This is a genomic window from Streptomyces sp. NPDC020898 (assembly GCF_044333925.1).
In the GTDB taxonomy this organism is placed as follows: Bacteria; Actinomycetota; Actinomycetes; order Streptomycetales; family Streptomycetaceae; genus Streptomyces.
Map to the genome: position 1 here is coordinate 747317 of NZ_JBIRRV010000001.1, position 19102 is coordinate 766418.

Consider the following 19102-nt stretch of genomic DNA (forward strand, 5'->3'; position numbering starts at 1 on the left):
GACACGCCGGAGCGGCCCGTCACACGACGGACCGCTCCGGGGCGAAGGGGTCGGCGACCCTTCGGTTCAGGTTTTCTTACGGGTCGTCATCGCCCGCTGGATGAGGATGAACGCGCACAGCAGCACACCCGTGGCGATCTTCGTCCACCAGGAGCTGAGCGTGCCCTCGAACTGGATGATGCTCTTGATCAGGCCCAGGACCAGGACGCCGAACAGCGTGCCCAGGACATAGCCCGAGCCGCCCGTCAGCAGCGTGCCGCCGATGACGACCGCGGCGATCGCGTCGAGCTCCATGCCGGTCGCGTGCAGCGGGTCGCCGGACTGGATGTACAGGGTGAAGAGCAGACCGGCCAGGGCCGAGCAGAAGCCGCTCACCGTGTAGACGGCGATCTTGGTGCCGCCCTGGGGCAGGCCCATCAGCATGGCCGAGTTCTCGTTGCCGCCGATGGCGTACACGCGCCGTCCGAAGCGCGTGTAGTGGAGGACGTAGAAGGCGATGGCCAGGACCACCAGCGCGATGATCGCGCCGATCGACAGGAAGCCCAACCCCAGTTGCGCCTGCGCCTGCGCCATGCTGCTCACCGAGGAGTCGTCGATGGCGATCGACTCCTTGCTGATGATCAGGCACAGGCCCCGGAAGAGGAACAGGCCGGCGAGGGTCACGATGAAGGGCTGGATCTCGAAGTTGTGGATCACGTAGCCCATCAGGAAGCCGCCGAAGGCCCCCACGCCCAGCGCGATGGGGATGACGACCAGGATGGGCAGGCCCTGCTTCTCCACCAGCCATGCCGTGAGCATGGTCGTGAAGCCGATCACCGAGCCGACGGAGAGGTCGATGCCGCCGGAGAGGATCACGAAGGTGGCGCCCACCGCGGCGACCAGGAGGTAGCCGTTGTCGATGAACAGGTTGAGGAAGACCTGCGGTTCGCCGAAACCGTAGTTCTGGTACCGGCTCAGGCCCACGACGTACATCGCGAGGAAGAGCGAGGCGGTCACCAGGACGGGCAACCGCCGGTCGCCGAGCAGCCGCGCGGCCTGGGACATCGTGTTCGTGGCCGGACGACTGTCGTGTGCCTTGGGGGACTTGGGGCTCTTGGTGGCCGTGCTCATCACGACACCTCCATCTTGGGGGCTGCCGCGGTGGCCGGAGCGGTGTCCGCCGGGGTGGCGGACGGGGTGCCGCTTCCCGTCGTACCCTTCGCGCCGGAGCCGAACTTGTTGCCGAAGACCTTCTCGCGGAACTTCGGGGACTGGAGCAGGCAGACGACGATGACGACGGCGGCCTTGAAGACCAGGTTGGTCTGGGTCGGCACGCCGATCGTGTAGATCGTGGTGGTCAGGGTCTGGATGACGAGGGCGCCCACCACCGTGCCGCCGATGGAGAACCGGCCGCCGAGCAGCGACGTACCGCCGATGACGACGGCGAGGATCGCGTCCAGCTCGATCCACAGACCGGCGTTGTTGCCGTCCGCGGCCGAGGTGTTGGAGCTGATCATCAGGCCCGCGATGCCGGCGCACAGCGCGCAGAACACGTACACCATGATCTTGATGCGCATCGACCGGATGCCCACCAGGCGGCTGGCCTCCGCGTTGCCGCCGACCGACTCGACCAGCAGGCCGAGGGCCGTACGGCGGGTCAGTGCCACCGTGATGGCCACGACCGCGGCCACGACGAAGATGGAGAAGGGCAGGGTCAGCCAGTAGCCGCCGCCGATCAGCTTGTACGGCTCGCTGTTGATGGTGATGATCTGGCCGTCGGTGATCAGCTGGGCCACGCCTCGGCCCGCGACCATGATGATGAGGGTCGCGATGATGGGCTGGATGCCCATCCTGGCCACCAGGAAGCCGTTCCACAGGCCGCAGACCACCGCGGCCACCAGGCCGATGCCCATCGCCAGGAAGACGCCTGACAGGGCGTCCTGGTCGGACTGGTCGCTGATGTAGGAACACGTCAGGGCGCCGGTGATGGCGACCACCGCGCCGACCGAGAGGTCGATGCCGCCGGTCGCGATGACCAGGGTCATGCCGACCGCCACCAGGATCAGCGGCGAGCCGAACAGCACGATCGAGACGAGGCTGCCGTAGAGGTGGCCGTCCGTCATCTTGATCGAGAAGAAGTCGGGGGTGAAGGGAACGTTGATCAGCAGCAGGAGGACCAGCACGGCGACCGGCCAGAACAGGTGATGCTGCGTCAGCGTTCGCCAGCGGGCGGCGGCAGGAGGAGTGGGCGTGGTGGTCACTGGTGCTCTCCGCTCGCGATGGTCTCCAGGATCCGGGTGGGGGTGATCTCGGGCCCGTTGGCGAGCTGGGCGACCAGCTTGCGGTCGCGCAGCACGCCGATGGTGTGGCTGAGCCGGAGTACCTCCTCCAGTTCGGCCGCGATGTACAGCACTGCCATGCCTTCCTCGGAGAGCGAGACCACGAGCTTCTGGATCTCCGCCTTCGCGCCGACGTCGATGCCTCGCGTCGGTTCGTCCAGGATCAGCAGCTTGGGCTGGGTGATCAGCCAGCGGGCGAGGAGCACCTTCTGCTGGTTGCCGCCGCTCAACTTGCCTACGCGGGCCTCCGGGTTGGCGGGGCGGATGTCCAGCGCCTTGATGTACTTGTCGACCAGTTCGTCGCGCTGGGCGGCCGGGATGGGCCGGGTCCAGCCGCGGGACGCCTGGAGGGCGAGGATGATGTTCTCCCGGACCGTCAGGTCGGGTACCAGGCCCTCGGTCTTGCGGTTCTCCGAGCAGAAGGCGACGCCAGCGTTTATCGCGTCGTTCGGGGCGCTCATCGAGACCTGCTTGCCGCCGATGGTGACCTTGCCGCTGTCGGGCTGGTCGGCGCCGAAGAGCAGCCGGGCGAGTTCGGTGCGGCCGGAGCCGAGCAGGCCGGCCAGGCCGAGGACCTCGCCCTTCTTGATCTCCAGGTCGAAGGGGGCGACTCCGCCCGTCCTGCCGAGACCGTCCGCCGTGAGCAGGGTCTCGCCGACGTCGGCGTGCAGCTGGTGCTCGTGGAGCTCCTCCAGCTGGTCCATCGCCTTGCCGATCATGAGCTGGATCAGTCCGACCTGGTCGAGTTCGCTCACCAGGTGCTCGCCGACGAGGGTGCCGTTGCGCAGGACGGTCATCCGGTCGCAGATCTCGTAGATCTGGTCCAGGAAGTGCGAGACGAACAGGATCGCGACGCCCTCGTCCCGGAGCTGCCGCATGAGGCGGAACAGTTCGAGGACCTCGTCGCGGTCGAGGCTGGACGTCGGTTCGTCGAGTACCAGCACCTTGGTGCCGGCGCCCGCGCCGTCGCTGTCGCCGGTGCCCACCGACCGTACGATCGCGACCAGTTGCTGCACGGCCAGCGGGTACGAGGACAGGGGCGCGGTGACGTCGATGTCGAGGCCGAGGCGGTCGACGAGCTCCGCGGCCTCCTTGCGCATGCGCTTCCACTGGATGCGGCCGAAGCGGGTGGGTTCACGTCCGATGAAGATGTTCTCCGCCACCGACAGGTTGGGGCAGAGGTTCACCTCCTGGTAGACGGTGCTGATGCCGGCCTGCTGCGCCTGGAGGGGGCTGCCGATCCGGACGGTCTTCCCGTCGAGGGTGACCGTGCCGCCGTCCAGCGCGTAGACGCCGGTCAGCACCTTGATCAGGGTGGACTTGCCGGCGCCGTTCTCGCCCATCAGGGCGTGTATCTCGCCGGGGAAGAGCCGGAAGTCGACGCCCGACAGAGCCCTTACCCCCGGAAATTCTTTGACTATGCCCGTCATCTCCAGGACGGGTAGCGGCTCTGCCATCGCAGCGCTCCTCATCGATTTCGTCATCGATCTCGTTCAGGCCCGCAGGGAGCCTCCTGGACAGCCCCCTCGACCGAGGGTTCGTCGGACGGGGGCTCCCTGCCGGTGGGTGCGGTCGGTCAGTACTTACGGGTGGGGAGCGCGGCCTTCGCCTGGTCCTGCATGAAGTCGCCCTCCTTGGTCTTGATCCAGCGCTCGACGGTCTCGCCGTCCTTGACCTTCTGGACGACCTCCATCAGCTGGGGGCCGAGCAGCGGGTTGCACTCGACGATGGCGTTGATCTTGCCCTCGGACATCGCGATGAAGCCGTCCTTCACGCCGTCGATCGTGACGATCAGGATGTCCTTGCCGGGCTTCTTGCCGGCGGCCTCGATGGCCTGGATGGCGCCGATGCCCATGTCGTCGTTGTGCGCGAACAGCACGTTGATGTCCGGGTTGGACTGGAGGAAGGCGGCCATGACCTGCTTGCCGCCGGCGCGGGTGAAGTCACCGGTCTGGCTGACGACGATCTTCCAGTCGTCCGCGTGGTCGGCTTCCATGACCTCCTTGAAGCCCTTGGCGCGCTCGATCGCGGGGGCGGCACCGGTGGTGCCCTCCAGCTGGGCGATCTTCACGGCACCCTTGTGGCCGGCCACATCCAGGACCTTCTCCAGGATCTTGGCGGCGCGGCGGCCCTCGTCCGTGAAGTCCGAGCCGACCAGGGTCACGAAGAGGGACTCGTCGGAGGTCTCGACGGAGCGGTCGGTGAGGACCACGGGGATCTTCTTCGCCTTGGCTTCCTTGAGCACCGCGTCCCAGCCGGTGACGACCACCGGCGAGAAGGCGATGACGTCCACGCCCTGGGTGATGTAGCTGCGGATCGCGGAGATCTGGTTCTCCTGCTTCTGCTGCGCGTCGGAGAACTTGAGGGTGTAGCCCGCGGTCTTGGCCGCGTCCTTCACCGAGTCGGTGTTGGCGCTGCGCCAGCCGCTCTCCGAGCCGACCTGGGAGAAGCCGAGGACGATGGCCTTGCTGCCACCGCTGCCGGCGGAGTCCGAGGAACCCTCGTCCTCCTTGGCGCAGGCCGCCAGGCCCGTCGCAGCCGCCACGCCGACCGCCGCGGTGAGGAAGTTCCTTCTGTTGAGCATGTCTTCTCCTTTGAAGAGCCGGTCCTGGACGGACCACTGGTACTCGATGGGACCGGCCGCGCTGCGTCCAGCCTGTCGATCATTGTTCGAAATGTCGGCCGCACCGGTGAGTGGAAAGCGAGCGGTCGGTGCGGATCGGTGCCGTTGGTGCCCCCTCAGCCGGGAGCGGTCCCCGGTTGAGGGATGTACGGGAAAGTGCTTGCCCGGACGACGAGTTGGGGCTCGATGGCGACCCGGGAGGTCCCGGAGGGTGTCCGCCCCTCGATGAGATCGAGCAGCAGGGCGATGCTCCGTTTGCCCACCGTCGCGAAGTCCTGCCGGACGGTGGTGAGCGGCGGAGCGAAGAACTCCGACTCCGGGATGTCGTCGAAGCCGGCCACCGCGACGTCCTGGGGAGTGCGCACTCCCGCCTCACGCAGGGCCCGCAGCACCCCCAGTGCCATCTGGTCGTTGGCGACGAAGACAGCGGTGAGACCGCGGCCCACCCAGCCGGCCAGTTCCTGGCCCGCACGGTAGCCCGACAACGGACTCCAGTCACCCCTCAGGGGCAGTGGCGGTTCGACGCCCGCCTCTTCGAGGGTGGCCCGCCAGCCGTCGGCGCGGTCCGCCGCCTCCTGCCAGTCCTCGGGCCCGGCGAGATGCCAGACCGTGCGGTGGCCTGCGGCGAGCAGATGGCCGGTGGCCAGCCGTGCGCCCAGGTGCTGATCCACGTTGACGCTGGGGATCTGCACGCCCGACCCGGTGCCCACGGCCACCACCGGGAAGGGCCGGCGGAGCTTGGTGAGGGCCTCGACCGCCGAGCGCTGCGGGGCGAGGGCGATCACTCCCTCCACCCCGCTCTCGCTGAGGTGGTCCACGGCCTCGGACAGCGTCTCCACCGTCAGCCTGCGCAGACTGACCGTCGAGACGACGTACCCCTCGGCACGCGCCGCCTCCTCCAGCGCGAACAGCGTGCTGGCGGGTCCGTAGAGCGTGGTGTTGGAGGCGACCACGCCCAGGGTCCGGGTGCGCCGGGTCACCAGGGCCCGTGCGGAGGAGTTGCGGCGGTAGCCCATCTCCTCGATCGCGCGCTGCACCCTGGCCCGGGTCTCGTCCCGCACGTTGGGGTGGTCCCCCAGCACGCGGGACACGGTCTGGTGGGACACACCGGCCACGCGTGCCACGTCGGCCATGGTGGGCGGCCGGAGCTGGGTGTGGGTCACGGCCGCACCTCCTTGGTGATCGTCTGGCGATAAGTCCTGCGGGGCGGGCGGTTCGTTCCGCGCCGTCGGCTTCACTCCGTGGTTCCGGGAAGCCCGAAGGCACCGGGCGGGATGGCGTGTTGGGGCACTGCCGACACGAGCTCGTACCTCCTTGATGCCGTTGGCGAAACAAACTGGTGAATGCGGAGGTCATTGTGAGCGCTAACAATTGACGGCGGTCAAGAGGGCTGCAACAGGGAGGGCGTCACGGTTGGATAACGCGGCGAACGGACACCCCCACCGCCGGGCGACCAGTAACGTGCCTGGGTGTGGCCCTGGAGGCCCGGCAGGCGGGTTCGACAGCCGGCGTTTTGGTCACGCGAACAAACCGTTGTGGGTTCGACCCATTGACACCCAGACCGGGCCGTCCTTACTGTCACGACAGCATTTCGAACAAGTGACGATATCTCGAACAGACACAGAGGCAGGGAGTGCCGTGCGCATCACGGGAATCAGCACGCACGTGGTCGGGACGCCGTGGCGGAACCTGACCTACGTCCAGGTGCACACCGACGAGGGGCTCACCGGCGTCGGCGAGACCCGCATGCTGGGCCACACCGACGCGCTGCTCGGCTATCTGCGTGAGGCGGAGCAGAACCACATTCTCGGGTCCGACCCGTTCGCCATCGAGGACCTGGTCCGCCGTATGAAGTTCGGCGACTACGGGCGCGCCGGCGAGATCGTGATGTCCGGCATCGCCGTCATCGAGATGGCCTGCTGGGACATCAAGGGCAAGGCCCTCGGGGTACCGGTGTGGCAGCTGCTCGGCGGCAAGGTCACCGACAAGGTCAAGGCGTACGCCAACGGCTGGTACACCACCGAGCGCACGCCGGAGGCGTACCACAAGGCGGCCCAGCAGGTCATGGAGCGCGGCTACAAGGCGCTCAAGATCGACCCCTTCGGGACCGGCCACTTCGAGCTGGACCACGCGCAGAGCCTGTACGCGGTCTCCCTGATCGAGGCCGTGCGCGACGCCATCGGGCCGGACTCCGAGCTGATGCTGGAGATGCACGGCCGCTTCTCCCCCGCCACCGCCATCCGTCTCGCCAAGGAACTGGCGCCCTTCAAGCCCGCGTGGCTGGAGGAGCCCTGCCCGCCGGAGAACCTGAAGGCGCTGGAGAAGGTCGCCGCCAAGGTCGACATCCCGGTCGCCACAGGTGAGCGGATCCACGACCGGGTGGAGTTCCGGGAGCTCTTCGAGAGCCAGGCCGTGGACATCATCCAGCCCGACGTCGGCCACATCGGCGGCATCTGGGAAACCCGCAAGCTGGCCGCGACCGCCGAGGCGCACTACGTGCTGGTCGCGCCGCACAACGTGGGCGGGCCGGTCCTGACGGCAGCCTCCCTCCAGGTCGGGTTCAGCTCGCCGAACTTCAAGATCCTCGAACACTTCAACGACTTCGCGGACGCGGACATCAAGAAGGTCGTCTCGGGGGCGCCGGAGGTCGTGGACGGCTACTTCCACCTCTCCGACAAGCCCGGCCTCGGTGTCGAGCTGGACGTGGACGCGGCGGCGGAGTTCCCGCAGCAGCAGGCCCGGTTCGACCTGTGGGCCGACGGCTGGGAGCAGCGCAAGCCGAAGGGCGCCAAGTGAGCAGCGCCGTGGTGATCGAGGCTCCGGGCGAGCACCGTCTGGTGCCGCACGAGCCTCGGCAGCCGGAGCCCGGTGAGGCCCTGGTCCGCGTGCACGCCTCCGGGATCTGCGGCAGCGACCGCGAGGTCTACCAGGGCAACCGCCCCGAGGGGTACGTCCGTTACCCGCTCATCCCGGGCCACGAGTGGTCCGGGACGGTCGCGGCCGTCGGGGCCGGGGTGCCGTCGGCTCTCGTAGGCCGCAAGGTCGTCGGCGAGGGCTTCCGGAACTGCCAGGTGTGCGACCGCTGTCACGCGGGCGAGACCACCCTGTGCACGGCCGGGTACGAGGAGACCGGGTTCACCCAGCCGGGCGCCATGGCCACCACCCTCACGCTGCCCGCCCGTCTGCTGCACGTCCTCTCGGACGACGCGGATCTGACGGCGGCGGCACTGCTGGAGCCGGCCGCGTGCATCGCGGCCGCCGCGCTCAAGGCGAACGCCGTTCCGGGTGAGCGGGTCGCCGTGGTCGGCACCGGGACGCTCGGCATGTTCGCCGTTCAGTTCCTGAAGGCCGGCTCGCCGTCCGAGCTGCTGGTCGTGGGGACGCGACCGGACCGGGCGGAGCTCTCGAAGAAGTTCGGTGCCACGGAGTTCCGTACCAAGGATCAGGAACTGCCCGACGACTTCGACGTCGTCATCGAGACCGCCGGGTCCGCGGACGCGGCGCGCACCGCCGCCGCCCTGCTGCGGCGCGGCGGCCGGCTGGTCCTCACGGGGATCCCGGCCGCGGGTGCGGACGGGCTCGACCCGACCGATCTCGTCGTACGGCAGCTGGAGGTGCACACCGTCTTCGGTGCGGCGCCGGACGCCTGGGCGCACACGGTGCGGGTCTTCGGAGCCGGGCTCCTCGATCCGCTGCCGCTCGTCACGCACGAGCTGCCGCTGGAGGAGTTCCCGCAGGCCATCGAGCTGGTGGGGTCCGGCGATCCGAAGGTCGGAAAGGTCCTGCTGCGGCCATGACACACCCCTGAGCCGTACGCCGGTACGGGGTACCTGACGACTCCGTACCGGCGTACAACCAAAGCCCTGCAGCCCCAGAGCTTGCACAACCAGAGCCGCGAACCTCGTCCGAAACACCGAACCGCCGAACCGCCGAACCGCCGAACTTGCCGCTCCTGTCGAACCTGAAGGACAGATTGTGACCGACACCACCGCCCCCGCAGCCCGCCGGCCCGGCGAGCAGGCGCTCGCCGCGCTCGGCCTGAGCGCGCCCGCCCTCGACCCCTCCGACGCCTCTCCGCACTCCTTCCCCGGCGGCGGCAGCTGGCGCACCGAGGTTCCCTCCTGCGAGGGGCCCGAGGCGCTCGGCGTGGTCCTCAAGGAGGCCTCGCGGCTCGATGTGCCGATCCACCGGATCAGCCAGGGCAGCGGTGTCTGGATGCTCACCGACGCCGAGATCACCGAGATGGTCGAGGCGACCGCCGAGCGTGACATCGAGCTCTGCCTGTTCACCGGCCCGCGCGGCACCTGGGACATCGGCGCCTCCACCCGTACCGACTCGCGCGGTGCCGGGCTGCGCGCCCGGGGCCATGACGCGGTCGCCGGGTGTGTCGAGGACGCCGTGCGCGCGACCGAGCTGGGGGTGCAGTGCCTCCTCGTCGCCGACGAGGGCGTGCTGTGGACCCTGCACCGGGCGCGGCTCGCCGGGATCATCCCGGCCGACACGACGCTGAAGGTGTCGGCGCTGATCGGTCCGGTGAACCCGACCGCGTACGCCGTGTACGAGAACCTCGGCGGCGACTCGATCAACGTGCCGAGCGATCTGACGCTCGATCACCTCACCGAGATCCGGCGGGTGTCGGCCGCTCCGATGGACATGTACATCGAGGCCCCGGACGATCTCGGCGGCTATGTGCGGATGTACGAGGTCGCCGAGCTGATCCGGCGCGGCGCACCGCTGTACCTGAAGTTCGGTCTGTCGAAGGCACCCGGGATCTACCCCTATGGTCACCACATGCGCGACCTGACCCTGAACACGGCCAAGGAGAGAGTGCGGCGCGGCCGGCTCGCCCTGGACCTGCTGGCGCGGCACGGAGCGGACGGCGACATGGCGCCGCTCGGCTCACGGCTGCCCGGCGCGCTGAAGCGGTTCGAAACGCCTGCATAACGTTACGGACAACCCCTCTTCACAAAACCCGACGCAGTCGCACAGACTCCGACACGACTGCCCCTCTCGGTCTCCCCTCGCACCGCCTCCAGGGCGCCTGTGCCGCCGGACCGCTCCGGCCCCTAGACATCAAGGATGATGATCATGCGTACTCGCAGAGCCGCACTCTCCGCCATAGCCACCTCCGCCGCCCTCGCCCTCTCCCTCTCCGCCTGTGGCCAGAGCGGCGAGGGTGGCAGCGAGACCAGCTCGGACGACGCCAAGGGCGGCACCATCGGCATCGCGATGCCGACCAAGTCCTCCGAGCGCTGGATCGCCGACGGCGCCAACGTGGTCAAGGACCTGGAGTCGAGGGGCTACAAGACCCAGCTGGTCTTCGGTGAGGACGACCCCGACCAGCAGGTGTCGCAGGTCGAGAACCTGATCACGCAGGGCGTGAAGGCCCTGATCATCGCGGCCATCGACAACAAGTCGCTGAACAACGTGCTCCAGCAGGCCGCCGACGCCAAGATCCCGGTCATCTCCTACGACCGCCTGATCCTCGGCACGAAGAACGTGGACTACTACGCGTCCTTCGACAACGAGAAGGTCGGCGAGCTCCAGGGCCAGTACATCGTGGACAAGCTCGGCCTCGCGGACGACTCCAAGAAGGGCCCGTTCAACATCGAGCTCTTCGCCGGCTCGAACGACGACAACAACACGAAGTACTTCTTCGGCGGCGCGATGAAGGTCCTGCAGCCGTACATCGACGAGAAGAAGCTCGTCGTCCGCTCCGGCCAGACCGCCCTGACCCAGGTCACGACGCTCCGCTGGGACGGCGGCACCGCGCAGAAGCGCATGGACGACATCCTGACCGCGGCGTACAAGACCGAGCGGGTCGACGCGGTGCTCTCGCCGTACGACGGTATCTCCATCGGCATCCTGTCCGCGCTGAAGTCGGACGACTACGGCTCCAAGAGCAAGCCGCTGCCGGTCGTCACCGGCCAGGACGCCGAGGTCGCCTCGGTGAAGTCGATCATCGCCGACGAGCAGTCGATGACCGTCTACAAGGACACCCGCGAGCTCGCCAAGGTGGCCTCGAACATGGTGGACGCGGCGCTCTCCGGCAAGACGCCGGAGACGAACGACACCAAGACGTACGACAACGGCGCGAAGGTCGTTCCCGCCTACCTGCTGGTGCCGGTGAGCGTGGACAAGGAGAACTACCAGAAGGTCGTCGTCGACTCGGGCTACATCAAGGCCGGCGACCTCAACTAACCGCCGCACTCTAAGGATTGGAAGGCACGACCATGGCGGGACCCGTCCTGGAAATGCGCTCGATCGTCAAGACCTTTCCCGGCGTAAAAGCGCTGTCGGACGTCACACTGACCGTCCGTCAGGGCGAGGTCCATGCCATCTGCGGGGAGAACGGCGCCGGCAAGTCGACCTTGATGAAGGTCCTCTCCGGCGTCCACCCGCACGGAACCTACGAGGGGGACATCCTTTTCGAAGGGGAGGTCGTCTCCTTCAAGGACATCAGGGCCAGTGAGCACCACGGCATCGTGATCATCCACCAGGAACTGGCCCTGGTGCCCTACATGTCCATCGCGGAGAACATCTTCCTCGGCAACGAGCAGGCTACGCGCGGGTTCATCAACTGGAACGAGACGCTGCGGCACGCCACCGAGCTGCTGCGGCGGGTCGGGCTCGACGAGAACCCGCAGACGCGGGTCGCCGACATCGGTGTGGGCAAGCAGCAGCTCGTCGAGATCGCCAAGGCGCTCTCGAAGAAGGTGAAGCTGCTCATCCTGGACGAGCCGACGGCTGCCCTGAACGACGAGGACAGCGGCAAGCTCCTGGAGCTCATCCTGGGTCTGAAGGATCAGGGCATCACCTCGATCATCATTTCCCACAAGCTGAACGAGATCTCGGCGGTCGCGGACTCCGTGACCATCCTGCGCGACGGCCAGACCATCGAGACGCTCGATGTGAAGGCCGCGGAGACCACCGAGGACCGGATCATCAGCGGCATGGTGGGCCGCGACCTCGAAAACCGCTTCCCGGAGCGGACCCCGCACCAGCCGGAGGAGGGCGCCGCGCCCGCCCTGGAGATCCGCAACTGGACCGTGCACCACCCGATCGACCAGCAGCGCAAGGTGGTCGACGATGTGTCGATCAACGTGCGACGCGGGGAGATCGTCGGTATCGCGGGCCTCATGGGCGCCGGGCGCACCGAACTCGCGATGAGCGTCTTCGGGCGCACCTACGGCCGGTACGCGGACGGCGCGGTCCTCAAGGACGGCAAGGAGATCCGTACGAAGACCGTCTCCGAGGCGGTCAAGCACGGCATCGCCTATGTCACCGAGGACCGCAAGCACTACGGCCTCAACCTCATCGACACCATCAACCGCAACATCTCGCTCAGTGCCCTGAGCAAGGTCACCAAGCGCGGTGTGGTCGACGAGCACGAGGAGCGGAAGGTCTCCGAGGGCTTCCGCAAGTCCATGAACATCAAGGCGCCGACCGTCTTCGAGCCGGTCGGCAAGCTGTCGGGCGGCAACCAGCAGAAGGTCGTCCTCAGCAAGTGGATCTTCACGGGGCCGGAGGTCCTGATCCTGGACGAGCCGACCCGCGGGATCGACGTGGGCGCCAAGTTCGAGATCTACACGGTCATCGACAAGCTGGCGGCCGAGGGCAAAGCGGTCGTCTTCATCTCCTCCGAGCTGCCGGAGCTGCTCGGTATGTGCGACCGGATCTACACGATGGCCGCAGGACGGCTGACGGGTGAGTTCTCGCGGGCGGAGGCTTCGCAGGAATCGCTGATGCGTCAGATGACGAAGGACAAAGAGGTAACGCGATGAGCACCGATGTGACCGCCAAGACGCCGGCCCCCGCGCCGCCCGGCAAGAGCGGGACCGCGCCCGGCGGGGGCCTGCTCCAGCTGGTGCTGGACGGCCTGCGCCGCAACATGCGGCAGTACGGCATGCTGATCGCCCTCGGCCTGATCGTGGCACTGTTCGCCGTCTGGACCGACGGCGACCTGCTGCTGCCGCGCAACGTCTCCAACCTGGTGCTGCAGAACAGCTACATCCTGATCCTCGCGATCGGCATGATGCTGATCATCATCGCGGGCCACATCGACCTGTCCGTGGGCTCACTGACAGCGTTCATAGGCTCGATGGCCGCCGTGTTCATGGTCAACAACGACATAGCGTGGCCCCTGGCCGTCCTGCTGTGTCTGGCCGTGGGCGCCGCCGCCGGTGCCGCACAAGGGTTCTTCATCTCGTATCTCGGCATTCCGTCGTTCATCGTGACCCTGGCGGGCATGCTCGTCTTCCGCGGTCTCACCGAGATCTTCCTGGAGGGCCAGACCCTCGGCCCGTTCCCCGACGGTCTGCAGAAGGTCTCCAACGGCTTCCTCCCCGAGGTCGGCCCGGACACCAACTACCACAACCTGACGCTGCTGCTGGGCTTCGCCCTCCTCGCGTTCGTGGTGTTCCAGGAGTTCCGCGACCGGCGCCGGCAGCAGGAGTTCGCGCTCGACGTGCCGCCGATGAACCTGTTCGTCCTCAAGCTCGTCGCGATCTCCGCGGCCGTGCTCACCGTCACCATGCTGCTCGCCAGCTACAAGGGCACCCCGATCGTCCTGCTGCTCCTCGGCGCGCTGGTCGTCGGCTTCGGCTACGTGATGCGCAACGCCATCATCGGCCGTCACGTCTACGCCCTCGGCGGCAACCTGCCCGCGGCCAAGCTGTCCGGTGTGAAGGACAAGAAGGTCGTCTTCCTGCTCTTCGTGAACATGGGCATGCTGGCCGCCCTGGCCGGTCTGGTCTTCGCCGCCCGCTTCAACGCGGCCTCGCCCAAGGCGGGCCTCAACTTCGAGCTGGAGGCGATCGCGGCCGCCTACATCGGCGGCGCGTCGATGAGCGGCGGTGTCGGCACCGTCCTCGGCGCCATCATCGGCGGTGTGGTCCTGGGTGTGCTGAACAACGGTATGAACCTCGTCGGCGTCGGCACCGACTGGCAGCAGGTCATCAAGGGCCTGGTGCTGCTGGCGGCGGTCGGGTTCGACGTGTGGAACAAGCGCAAGGTCGGTTCGTAAGCAATCGTCAGGTCGTGGGTCCCGCGGGCAACCTGTCCGCGGGGCCCTTCGGCTTTTCACGTCTACTTTTCACACCCACGCCATGGGAGGCAGGAACCCCGTGAAGGAACTCTTCGGCAAGCTCGCCGACGGGACCGAGATCCACCGCTGGTCGCTGGAGAACGGCGGCACCCGGCTGAAGGTCCTGTCGTACGGCGGGACCGTGCAGTCCCTGGAGCTCCCGGACCGGCACGGCCAGTACCGGAACGTGTCGCTGGGCTTCGCCGGCATCGAGGAGTACGTCGCCTCCAGCCCGTACTTCGGCGCCCTGATCGGCCGGTACGGCAACCGCCTGGCCGACGGCAGGTTCACCCTCGACGGCGAGGCCCACCAGCTGTCCGTCAACGACGGCGAGAACAGCCTGCACGGCGGCGCCGAGGGCTTCGACAAGCGGGTGTGGGACATCGAGCCCTTCACCGACGGGCCGGACGTCGGCCTGTACCTGTCCTATGTGAGCGCCGACGGCGAGATGGGCTACCCCGGCACGCTCCGGGTGAAGGTCACCTACACCCTCACCGGGCAGGGCGACTGGCGGATCGACTACGAGGCGACCACCGACAAGGTCACCGTCGTCAACCTCACCAGTCACGTCTACTGGAACCTCGCGGGCGAGGGCAGCGGCCCGGTCCACGACCACGAGCTGGAGATCGCCGCCGCCCGCTACACCCCCGTCGGCCCCGGCCTCATCCCCACCGGTGAGCTCACCGAGGTCGCGGGCACCCCCTTCGACTTCCGTGCCGCCAAGACGATCGGCGAGGACCTCCGCAACGCCGACCAGCAGCTGCTGTACGCCAAGGGGTTCGACCACAACTGGGCGCTCGACAAGGGCAGTACGGCCCAGCCGGAGCACGTCGCCACCCTCAAGGACCCGTCGTCCGGGCGCACGCTGCGCATCTCGACGACCGAACCGGGCATCCAGTTCTACTCGGGCAACTTCCTCGACGGCACCCTCGTCGGCACCGGCGGCGCCGTCTACCGCCAGGGCGACGCCCTGTGCCTGGAGACCCAGCACCACCCGGACTCGCCGAACAGGCCCGACTTCCCCTCGACGGTCCTGCGCCCCGGCGAGACGTACCGGTCGACGACGGTGCATTCGTTCGACGCGTGACCGTCGTCGCCGGTGATCGGTTTCACAGGGGTTTCACAATTTCCCATCAAAACCACAGCGGTTGAACAGCGCCCCACAGCCATCCGTATCCAAGGGCGGCCCGTGCTCCCCCGCGCGGGCCACCCACAGCCGGAGGGCCCGTCCTCCCCAACGGGTTCGCCACATACGGAGGTTCCATGGCCGACAACGTCACCTCGCTGTTTCGCAGCACGTCGGCGCACAGCCCCTCGATGGCTGCGCTGGCACGCGAGAGCGACGGGACCGGTCCGGTCGACTTCTGCATTCCGTGCAACCCGTACTTCCCCACGCCGGCCATGATGGACACCATGTCGGCCCGGTTGCGCGACATCATCACGTACTACCCGAGCAGCGCCGACACGATCACCGCCGAGCTGTGCAATCTGCTCCAACTGCCCCCGCAGGCAGTCGCGATGGGCAACGGCTCGACCGAACTGATCACGTGGATCGACCACTTGCTCGTCCGTGAGTCCCTCGCCGTCCCCGTCCCCACGTTCGGCCGCTGGACCGACCAGCCCATGGAGACCGGCAAGCGGGTCGACATGTTCCCGCTCCAGGAGTCCAGCGGCTTCGCCCTCGACCTCGCGCAGTACGCCGAGTTCATACGGACCCGCGGCACGCGCGTCGCCGTCATCTGCAACCCGAACAACCCCGACGGCGGCTTCCTGCACAAGCACGCGCTCGTGCAGTTCATGGACGCGATGGCCGACCTCGATCTGATCGTGATCGACGAGTCGTTCCTCGAGTTCGCCGACGCGGAGGCGGAACCGAGCGTCGTGCAGGAGGCGATGATCCGCCCCAACGTCATCGTCCTGCGCAGCCTCGGCAAGAACTTCGGTCTGCACGGCATCCGCTTCGGCTACATGGTCGCCAACCCGTCGCTCGCCGGCCGGGTCCGCTCGATGCTGCCGAAGTGGAACCTCAACGCCTTCGCCGAGTACGTGGTGTTCATGCTCAAGCACCACGGCCAGGAGTACATGCAGAGCCTCCACCAGGTGCGCCGCGACCGCCTCGACATGGCGAGCCAGCTCTCCTCCCTGCCCGGCCTGACGGTCTACCCGTCCCAGGGCAACTTCCTCTTCGTGCGCCTCCCCGTCGGCGCCGAGGGCACCGTGGTCCGGGACCGCATGCTCACCGAGCATCGCATCCTGATCCGCGAGTGCGGCAACAAGATCGGCTCGTCCAGCCGCTTCGTGCGTCTCGTGGTGCGCCCCCAGGTGGACGTACGTCGCCTGGTGTCCGGCCTGGAACAGGTGCTCTACGGGACCAGGAGGGGAGCCGCCGTACCCGAGCTGAGCGCAGCGACCAACTACAGCTCGGGTACGGCGGCGGTGGACCGGCTGGTCAGTGCCACCAACGGGGGCGGTATGCCGGGCCTTGCCGCTCAGGCCCTCGGTACCGGTATGCCGGGGCTTGCAGCCGCCGCGGCAGCCGGTACCGGCATGCCGGCCCCCATGCAGATGCCCGCCGCCATGCAGTCCGGCGGCACCGGAATGCAGATGCCGGCGGCGATGTCCGCGCAGAGCTACGGCGGCGCGAGCGCACAGAGTTACGGCGGCGCCGGCGCCCAGAGTTACGGCGGTCAGGGCGCCCAGAGCTACGGCGGCCCGGGCATGCAGATGCAGCCGCCGATGCAGCCGCAACCGCAGCAGGTCCCCCAGCCCCAGATGCAGCAGCCCCAGCCCCAGCAACCGCAACAGCCGCCGCAGCCTCAGCAGCCGATGAGCCAGCAGCCCACCCCGACCGGCATACCGGCCCGCAACGGCCTCACGGCCGCCCAGGTCCGCGGCACCACCGGCCCGCCCCAGGGCCTCGCCCCGGCCCCGGCAACAGGCTGGCCCGCCGCCCAGAGCTGGCCCAACGCGGCAGGCATGGGCCAGGCAGGCTGAACGACCGCGGCGCGGAATCGGTTACCGGCAACGACTGTGTGCCGCCACCCGGCCAGGGGTGGCGGCACACAGTCGTTCTACGTCAGATCAGACACGCCCGGCCCCCGCGTGACGTCAGCTGCACTTGTTGTCGGCGGCCTGCGAGCCGCCGTCGTCCAGGTTGCCGTTGTACACCCAGCCGTTGATCTGCGTGCCGTCGATCCGCACGTGGGTCCACTGGTTGCCGGCCGAGTTGGTCACCCAGCAGTGGTAGAACAGCGTCACGGAGGTGCCGACCTCGGCGGTGACGCCGCAGTCGGAACTCGGGCCGGTGCGGACCAGCGCGGTGCTGCCCGCGGCGGTGCCCTCACCGCCGGACTTGTTCTGCCACGCCGGGTGCGTACAGGCGGCAGCCACCGAGGTCGCCGCGCCGGCCGCCGGAGCGGTGGCCATGAGTCCGGCCGAAGCCACCAGAAGCGGCAGGGCTGCCATGGTTCCCAGCTTGGTCATGTTCATCGGAAGTACCCCCTTGTTACAGGAGCCGCCCCCTCGGGCCGCCCGGTGATCACGAGGATGTCGTGATCACGCCGACAAGTCGTTGACGGCGAGTCCACGTCTTTTTAACCCTCCGTCCACACTGCGGCGCCCCACCACTCCCAGGGCCTGCCCCCGGTACTCCCGGGGCGTCGTGTCGTACGCCCTCCGAAAGGCCCGGGAGAAGTGGGCCATGTGCGTGAATCCCCACCGCCCGGCGATGGCGTGGATGGGCGTGGTGACCATCAGCGGGTCGGCCAGGTCCCGTCGGCACTGTTCGAGCCGCTCCCCGCGCAGCCAGCCGGCGACGGTGATCCCGCGCTCCTGGAACAACCGGTGCAGATGGCTGAGCGAGATGTGGTGCGCGGCGGCGATGGTGCCCGGGGTCAGCTCCGGATCGTGCAGATGCTGACGGATGAAGCCCTGGATGCGAAGGGTGAGCGTACGCCGCTCGGCCTCCGGGTCGAGGCGGATGTCGGTGTCGAGGGCATGGGCGAAGAGCGCAGAGACCAGATCGACCACGACCCTGGCCAGCCGGGGGCCGTCGGCGGCCCGGTAGCCGGAGGTGTTCGCCGTCAACTGCCAGAGAAACTGGGCGAGTAGAGCGCCGAAGCCCTCACGCACGGACAACCGACAGAGATTCAGGTCGTCGACGCGGTCGAGGGCGGGCGGCAGCAACGACTTGGGGATCTCCAGCCCCACGCCGGTCTGCGCGGCATGGGGAGGAAGCCCTACGCCGGACTGAATCTCGACGGGCCGCGAGGTGTCGATGACACACAGGTCGTGCGGCCCGAACTCGCTCTGTCCACTGTCCCGTTCGACTCTCAGGGTGCCGTGCAGCCGCCACGACAGATGGAATGCTTCGGGGTCGGACCGACGGATCAGACGCGCGTCGCGCCGAAAGCGCACCGCCGGGAAGGTGGTCGGCCACACCGTGACGGCGCCGATTCTCAGAAGCCGCTGATAGGCGCGGAAGTCCTCGCGTTGGTCGCTGAACAGTTCCATGGGGGCGTGCGTCCGCTGGATCAACTCGCTCCAGCAGTCGAACCGATCAGCCGCCGGAACGTCCATGCTCCGGAACACGGTCTCACTCAACATGCAGTTGTCCCCGTCTATGAGTCCTTCACAGGCTCACCTCCCTTCTCCTTCGTATCAACATCACAGGTTGACGATCAACACAGCGGTAAGGCCTTTCCGCCGAAGCGTGCGGTGATCTTCATCACCGCACGCGACGAGGGGCCTGCTGTTTCTGACGGACCGCCAATAGCCCTTCCCCTGAGGGGGATTGATCTGTCCGGTGGCCAACGGGGAGAAGGCGCCGAAGGCCCCGACGGCGGCCGCTGAGAGCGAGGCGCCACAAGGCCCGGGTTCGTACGGTGCCGCGGTCGTCGTACTCGGCGCACTGGCGCCGTCGGGCTCTCGCCGCTGCTGGGCGCGCTGGAGCAGAAGCGCAACGATCCGGTGGAGAGCGTGCCGCTTACCGGGGTGGCGCCTGAGCACTGGCGGGCCGCGGCGGGAGCGGTGGCGGTGAACCGGTGGCGTCGCCCGGAGGACGACCTGCCGGCCGGC

General features: G+C 68.1%; 15 protein-coding genes. 8 read left to right on the forward strand and 7 right to left on the reverse strand.

Annotated elements, in window-relative coordinates; translation table 11 throughout:
- Positions 1-66: 66 nt before the first annotated feature.
- From yjfF to ACH4TV_RS03335, 5 genes are all read right to left on the reverse strand, one after another.
- Positions 67-1110 (reverse strand): galactofuranose ABC transporter, permease protein YjfF, encoded by a 1044-nt coding sequence (yjfF, locus tag ACH4TV_RS03315; protein ID WP_398393706.1) that lies wholly within the window; start codon positions 1108-1110, stop codon positions 67-69.
- A complete protein-coding gene (locus ACH4TV_RS03320; RefSeq protein WP_398393708.1) occupies positions 1110-2240 on the reverse strand; it encodes an ABC transporter permease in 1131 nt (376 codons plus the stop codon). Before ACH4TV_RS03320 ends, yjfF begins: the two co-directional genes overlap by 1 nt.
- On the reverse strand, positions 2237-3775 hold the full coding sequence (locus ACH4TV_RS03325) for a sugar ABC transporter ATP-binding protein (protein WP_398393710.1): 1539 nt from the start codon (positions 3773-3775) through the stop codon (positions 2237-2239). The genes ACH4TV_RS03320 and ACH4TV_RS03325 overlap by 4 nt, the downstream gene beginning before the upstream one ends.
- Positions 3776-3894: 119 nt before the next feature.
- Positions 3895-4902, reverse strand: coding sequence for an ABC transporter substrate-binding protein (locus tag ACH4TV_RS03330; protein ID WP_398393712.1), 1008 nt, complete (start codon positions 4900-4902; stop codon positions 3895-3897).
- A 155-nt stretch (positions 4903-5057) separates the two neighbouring features.
- Positions 5058-6104 carry a LacI family DNA-binding transcriptional regulator gene (locus ACH4TV_RS03335; protein WP_398393714.1) on the reverse strand — a complete coding sequence of 349 codons (1047 nt, stop codon included), beginning with the start codon at positions 6102-6104 and terminating at the stop codon, positions 5058-5060.
- Between the two features lie 475 nt (positions 6105-6579).
- Between ACH4TV_RS03335 and ACH4TV_RS03340 the strand changes: the two genes are divergently transcribed.
- From ACH4TV_RS03340 to ACH4TV_RS03375, 8 genes are all read left to right on the forward strand, one after another.
- Positions 6580-7737 carry a mandelate racemase/muconate lactonizing enzyme family protein gene (locus tag ACH4TV_RS03340; protein WP_398393716.1) on the forward strand — a complete coding sequence of 386 codons (1158 nt, stop codon included), beginning with the start codon at positions 6580-6582 and terminating at the stop codon, positions 7735-7737.
- Positions 7734-8738, forward strand: coding sequence for a zinc-binding dehydrogenase (locus ACH4TV_RS03345; protein WP_398393718.1), 1005 nt, complete (start codon positions 7734-7736; stop codon positions 8736-8738). The genes ACH4TV_RS03340 and ACH4TV_RS03345 overlap by 4 nt, the downstream gene beginning before the upstream one ends.
- 178 nt (positions 8739-8916) lie before the next feature.
- Complete coding sequence (locus ACH4TV_RS03350; protein WP_398393720.1) at positions 8917-9885, forward strand: hypothetical protein; 969 nt, start codon at positions 8917-8919, stop codon at positions 9883-9885.
- Between the two features lie 144 nt (positions 9886-10029).
- Positions 10030-11142: a multiple monosaccharide ABC transporter substrate-binding protein gene (chvE, locus tag ACH4TV_RS03355; protein WP_398393722.1), complete on the forward strand. Its 1113-nt coding sequence runs from the start codon at positions 10030-10032 to the stop codon at positions 11140-11142.
- A gap of 32 nt (positions 11143-11174) precedes the next feature.
- Positions 11175-12725 (forward strand): multiple monosaccharide ABC transporter ATP-binding protein, encoded by a 1551-nt coding sequence (gene mmsA / locus ACH4TV_RS03360; RefSeq protein WP_398393724.1) that lies wholly within the window; start codon positions 11175-11177, stop codon positions 12723-12725.
- Complete coding sequence (gene mmsB, locus ACH4TV_RS03365) at positions 12722-13966, forward strand: multiple monosaccharide ABC transporter permease (protein WP_398393726.1); 1245 nt, start codon at positions 12722-12724, stop codon at positions 13964-13966. The genes mmsA and mmsB overlap by 4 nt, the downstream gene beginning before the upstream one ends.
- 82 nt (positions 13967-14048) lie before the next feature.
- A complete protein-coding gene (locus ACH4TV_RS03370; protein WP_398393728.1) occupies positions 14049-15113 on the forward strand; it encodes an aldose epimerase family protein in 1065 nt (354 codons plus the stop codon).
- A gap of 176 nt (positions 15114-15289) precedes the next feature.
- A complete protein-coding gene (locus tag ACH4TV_RS03375) occupies positions 15290-17020 on the forward strand; it encodes a pyridoxal phosphate-dependent aminotransferase (RefSeq protein WP_398393730.1) in 1731 nt (576 codons plus the stop codon).
- Positions 17021-17134: 114 nt separating this feature from the next.
- Here the strand turns inward: ACH4TV_RS03375 and ACH4TV_RS03380 are convergent, their stop codons facing one another.
- The gene (locus tag ACH4TV_RS03380; RefSeq protein ID WP_398393732.1) at positions 17135-17515 is read right to left on the reverse strand and encodes an SH3 domain-containing protein; all 381 of its coding nucleotides are present in this window, start codon (positions 17513-17515) and stop codon (positions 17135-17137) included.
- 66 nt (positions 17516-17581) lie between these two features.
- On the reverse strand, positions 17582-18631 hold the full coding sequence (locus ACH4TV_RS03385; RefSeq protein WP_398393733.1) for a helix-turn-helix domain-containing protein: 1050 nt from the start codon (positions 18629-18631) through the stop codon (positions 17582-17584).
- Positions 18632-19102 lie beyond the last annotated feature (471 nt).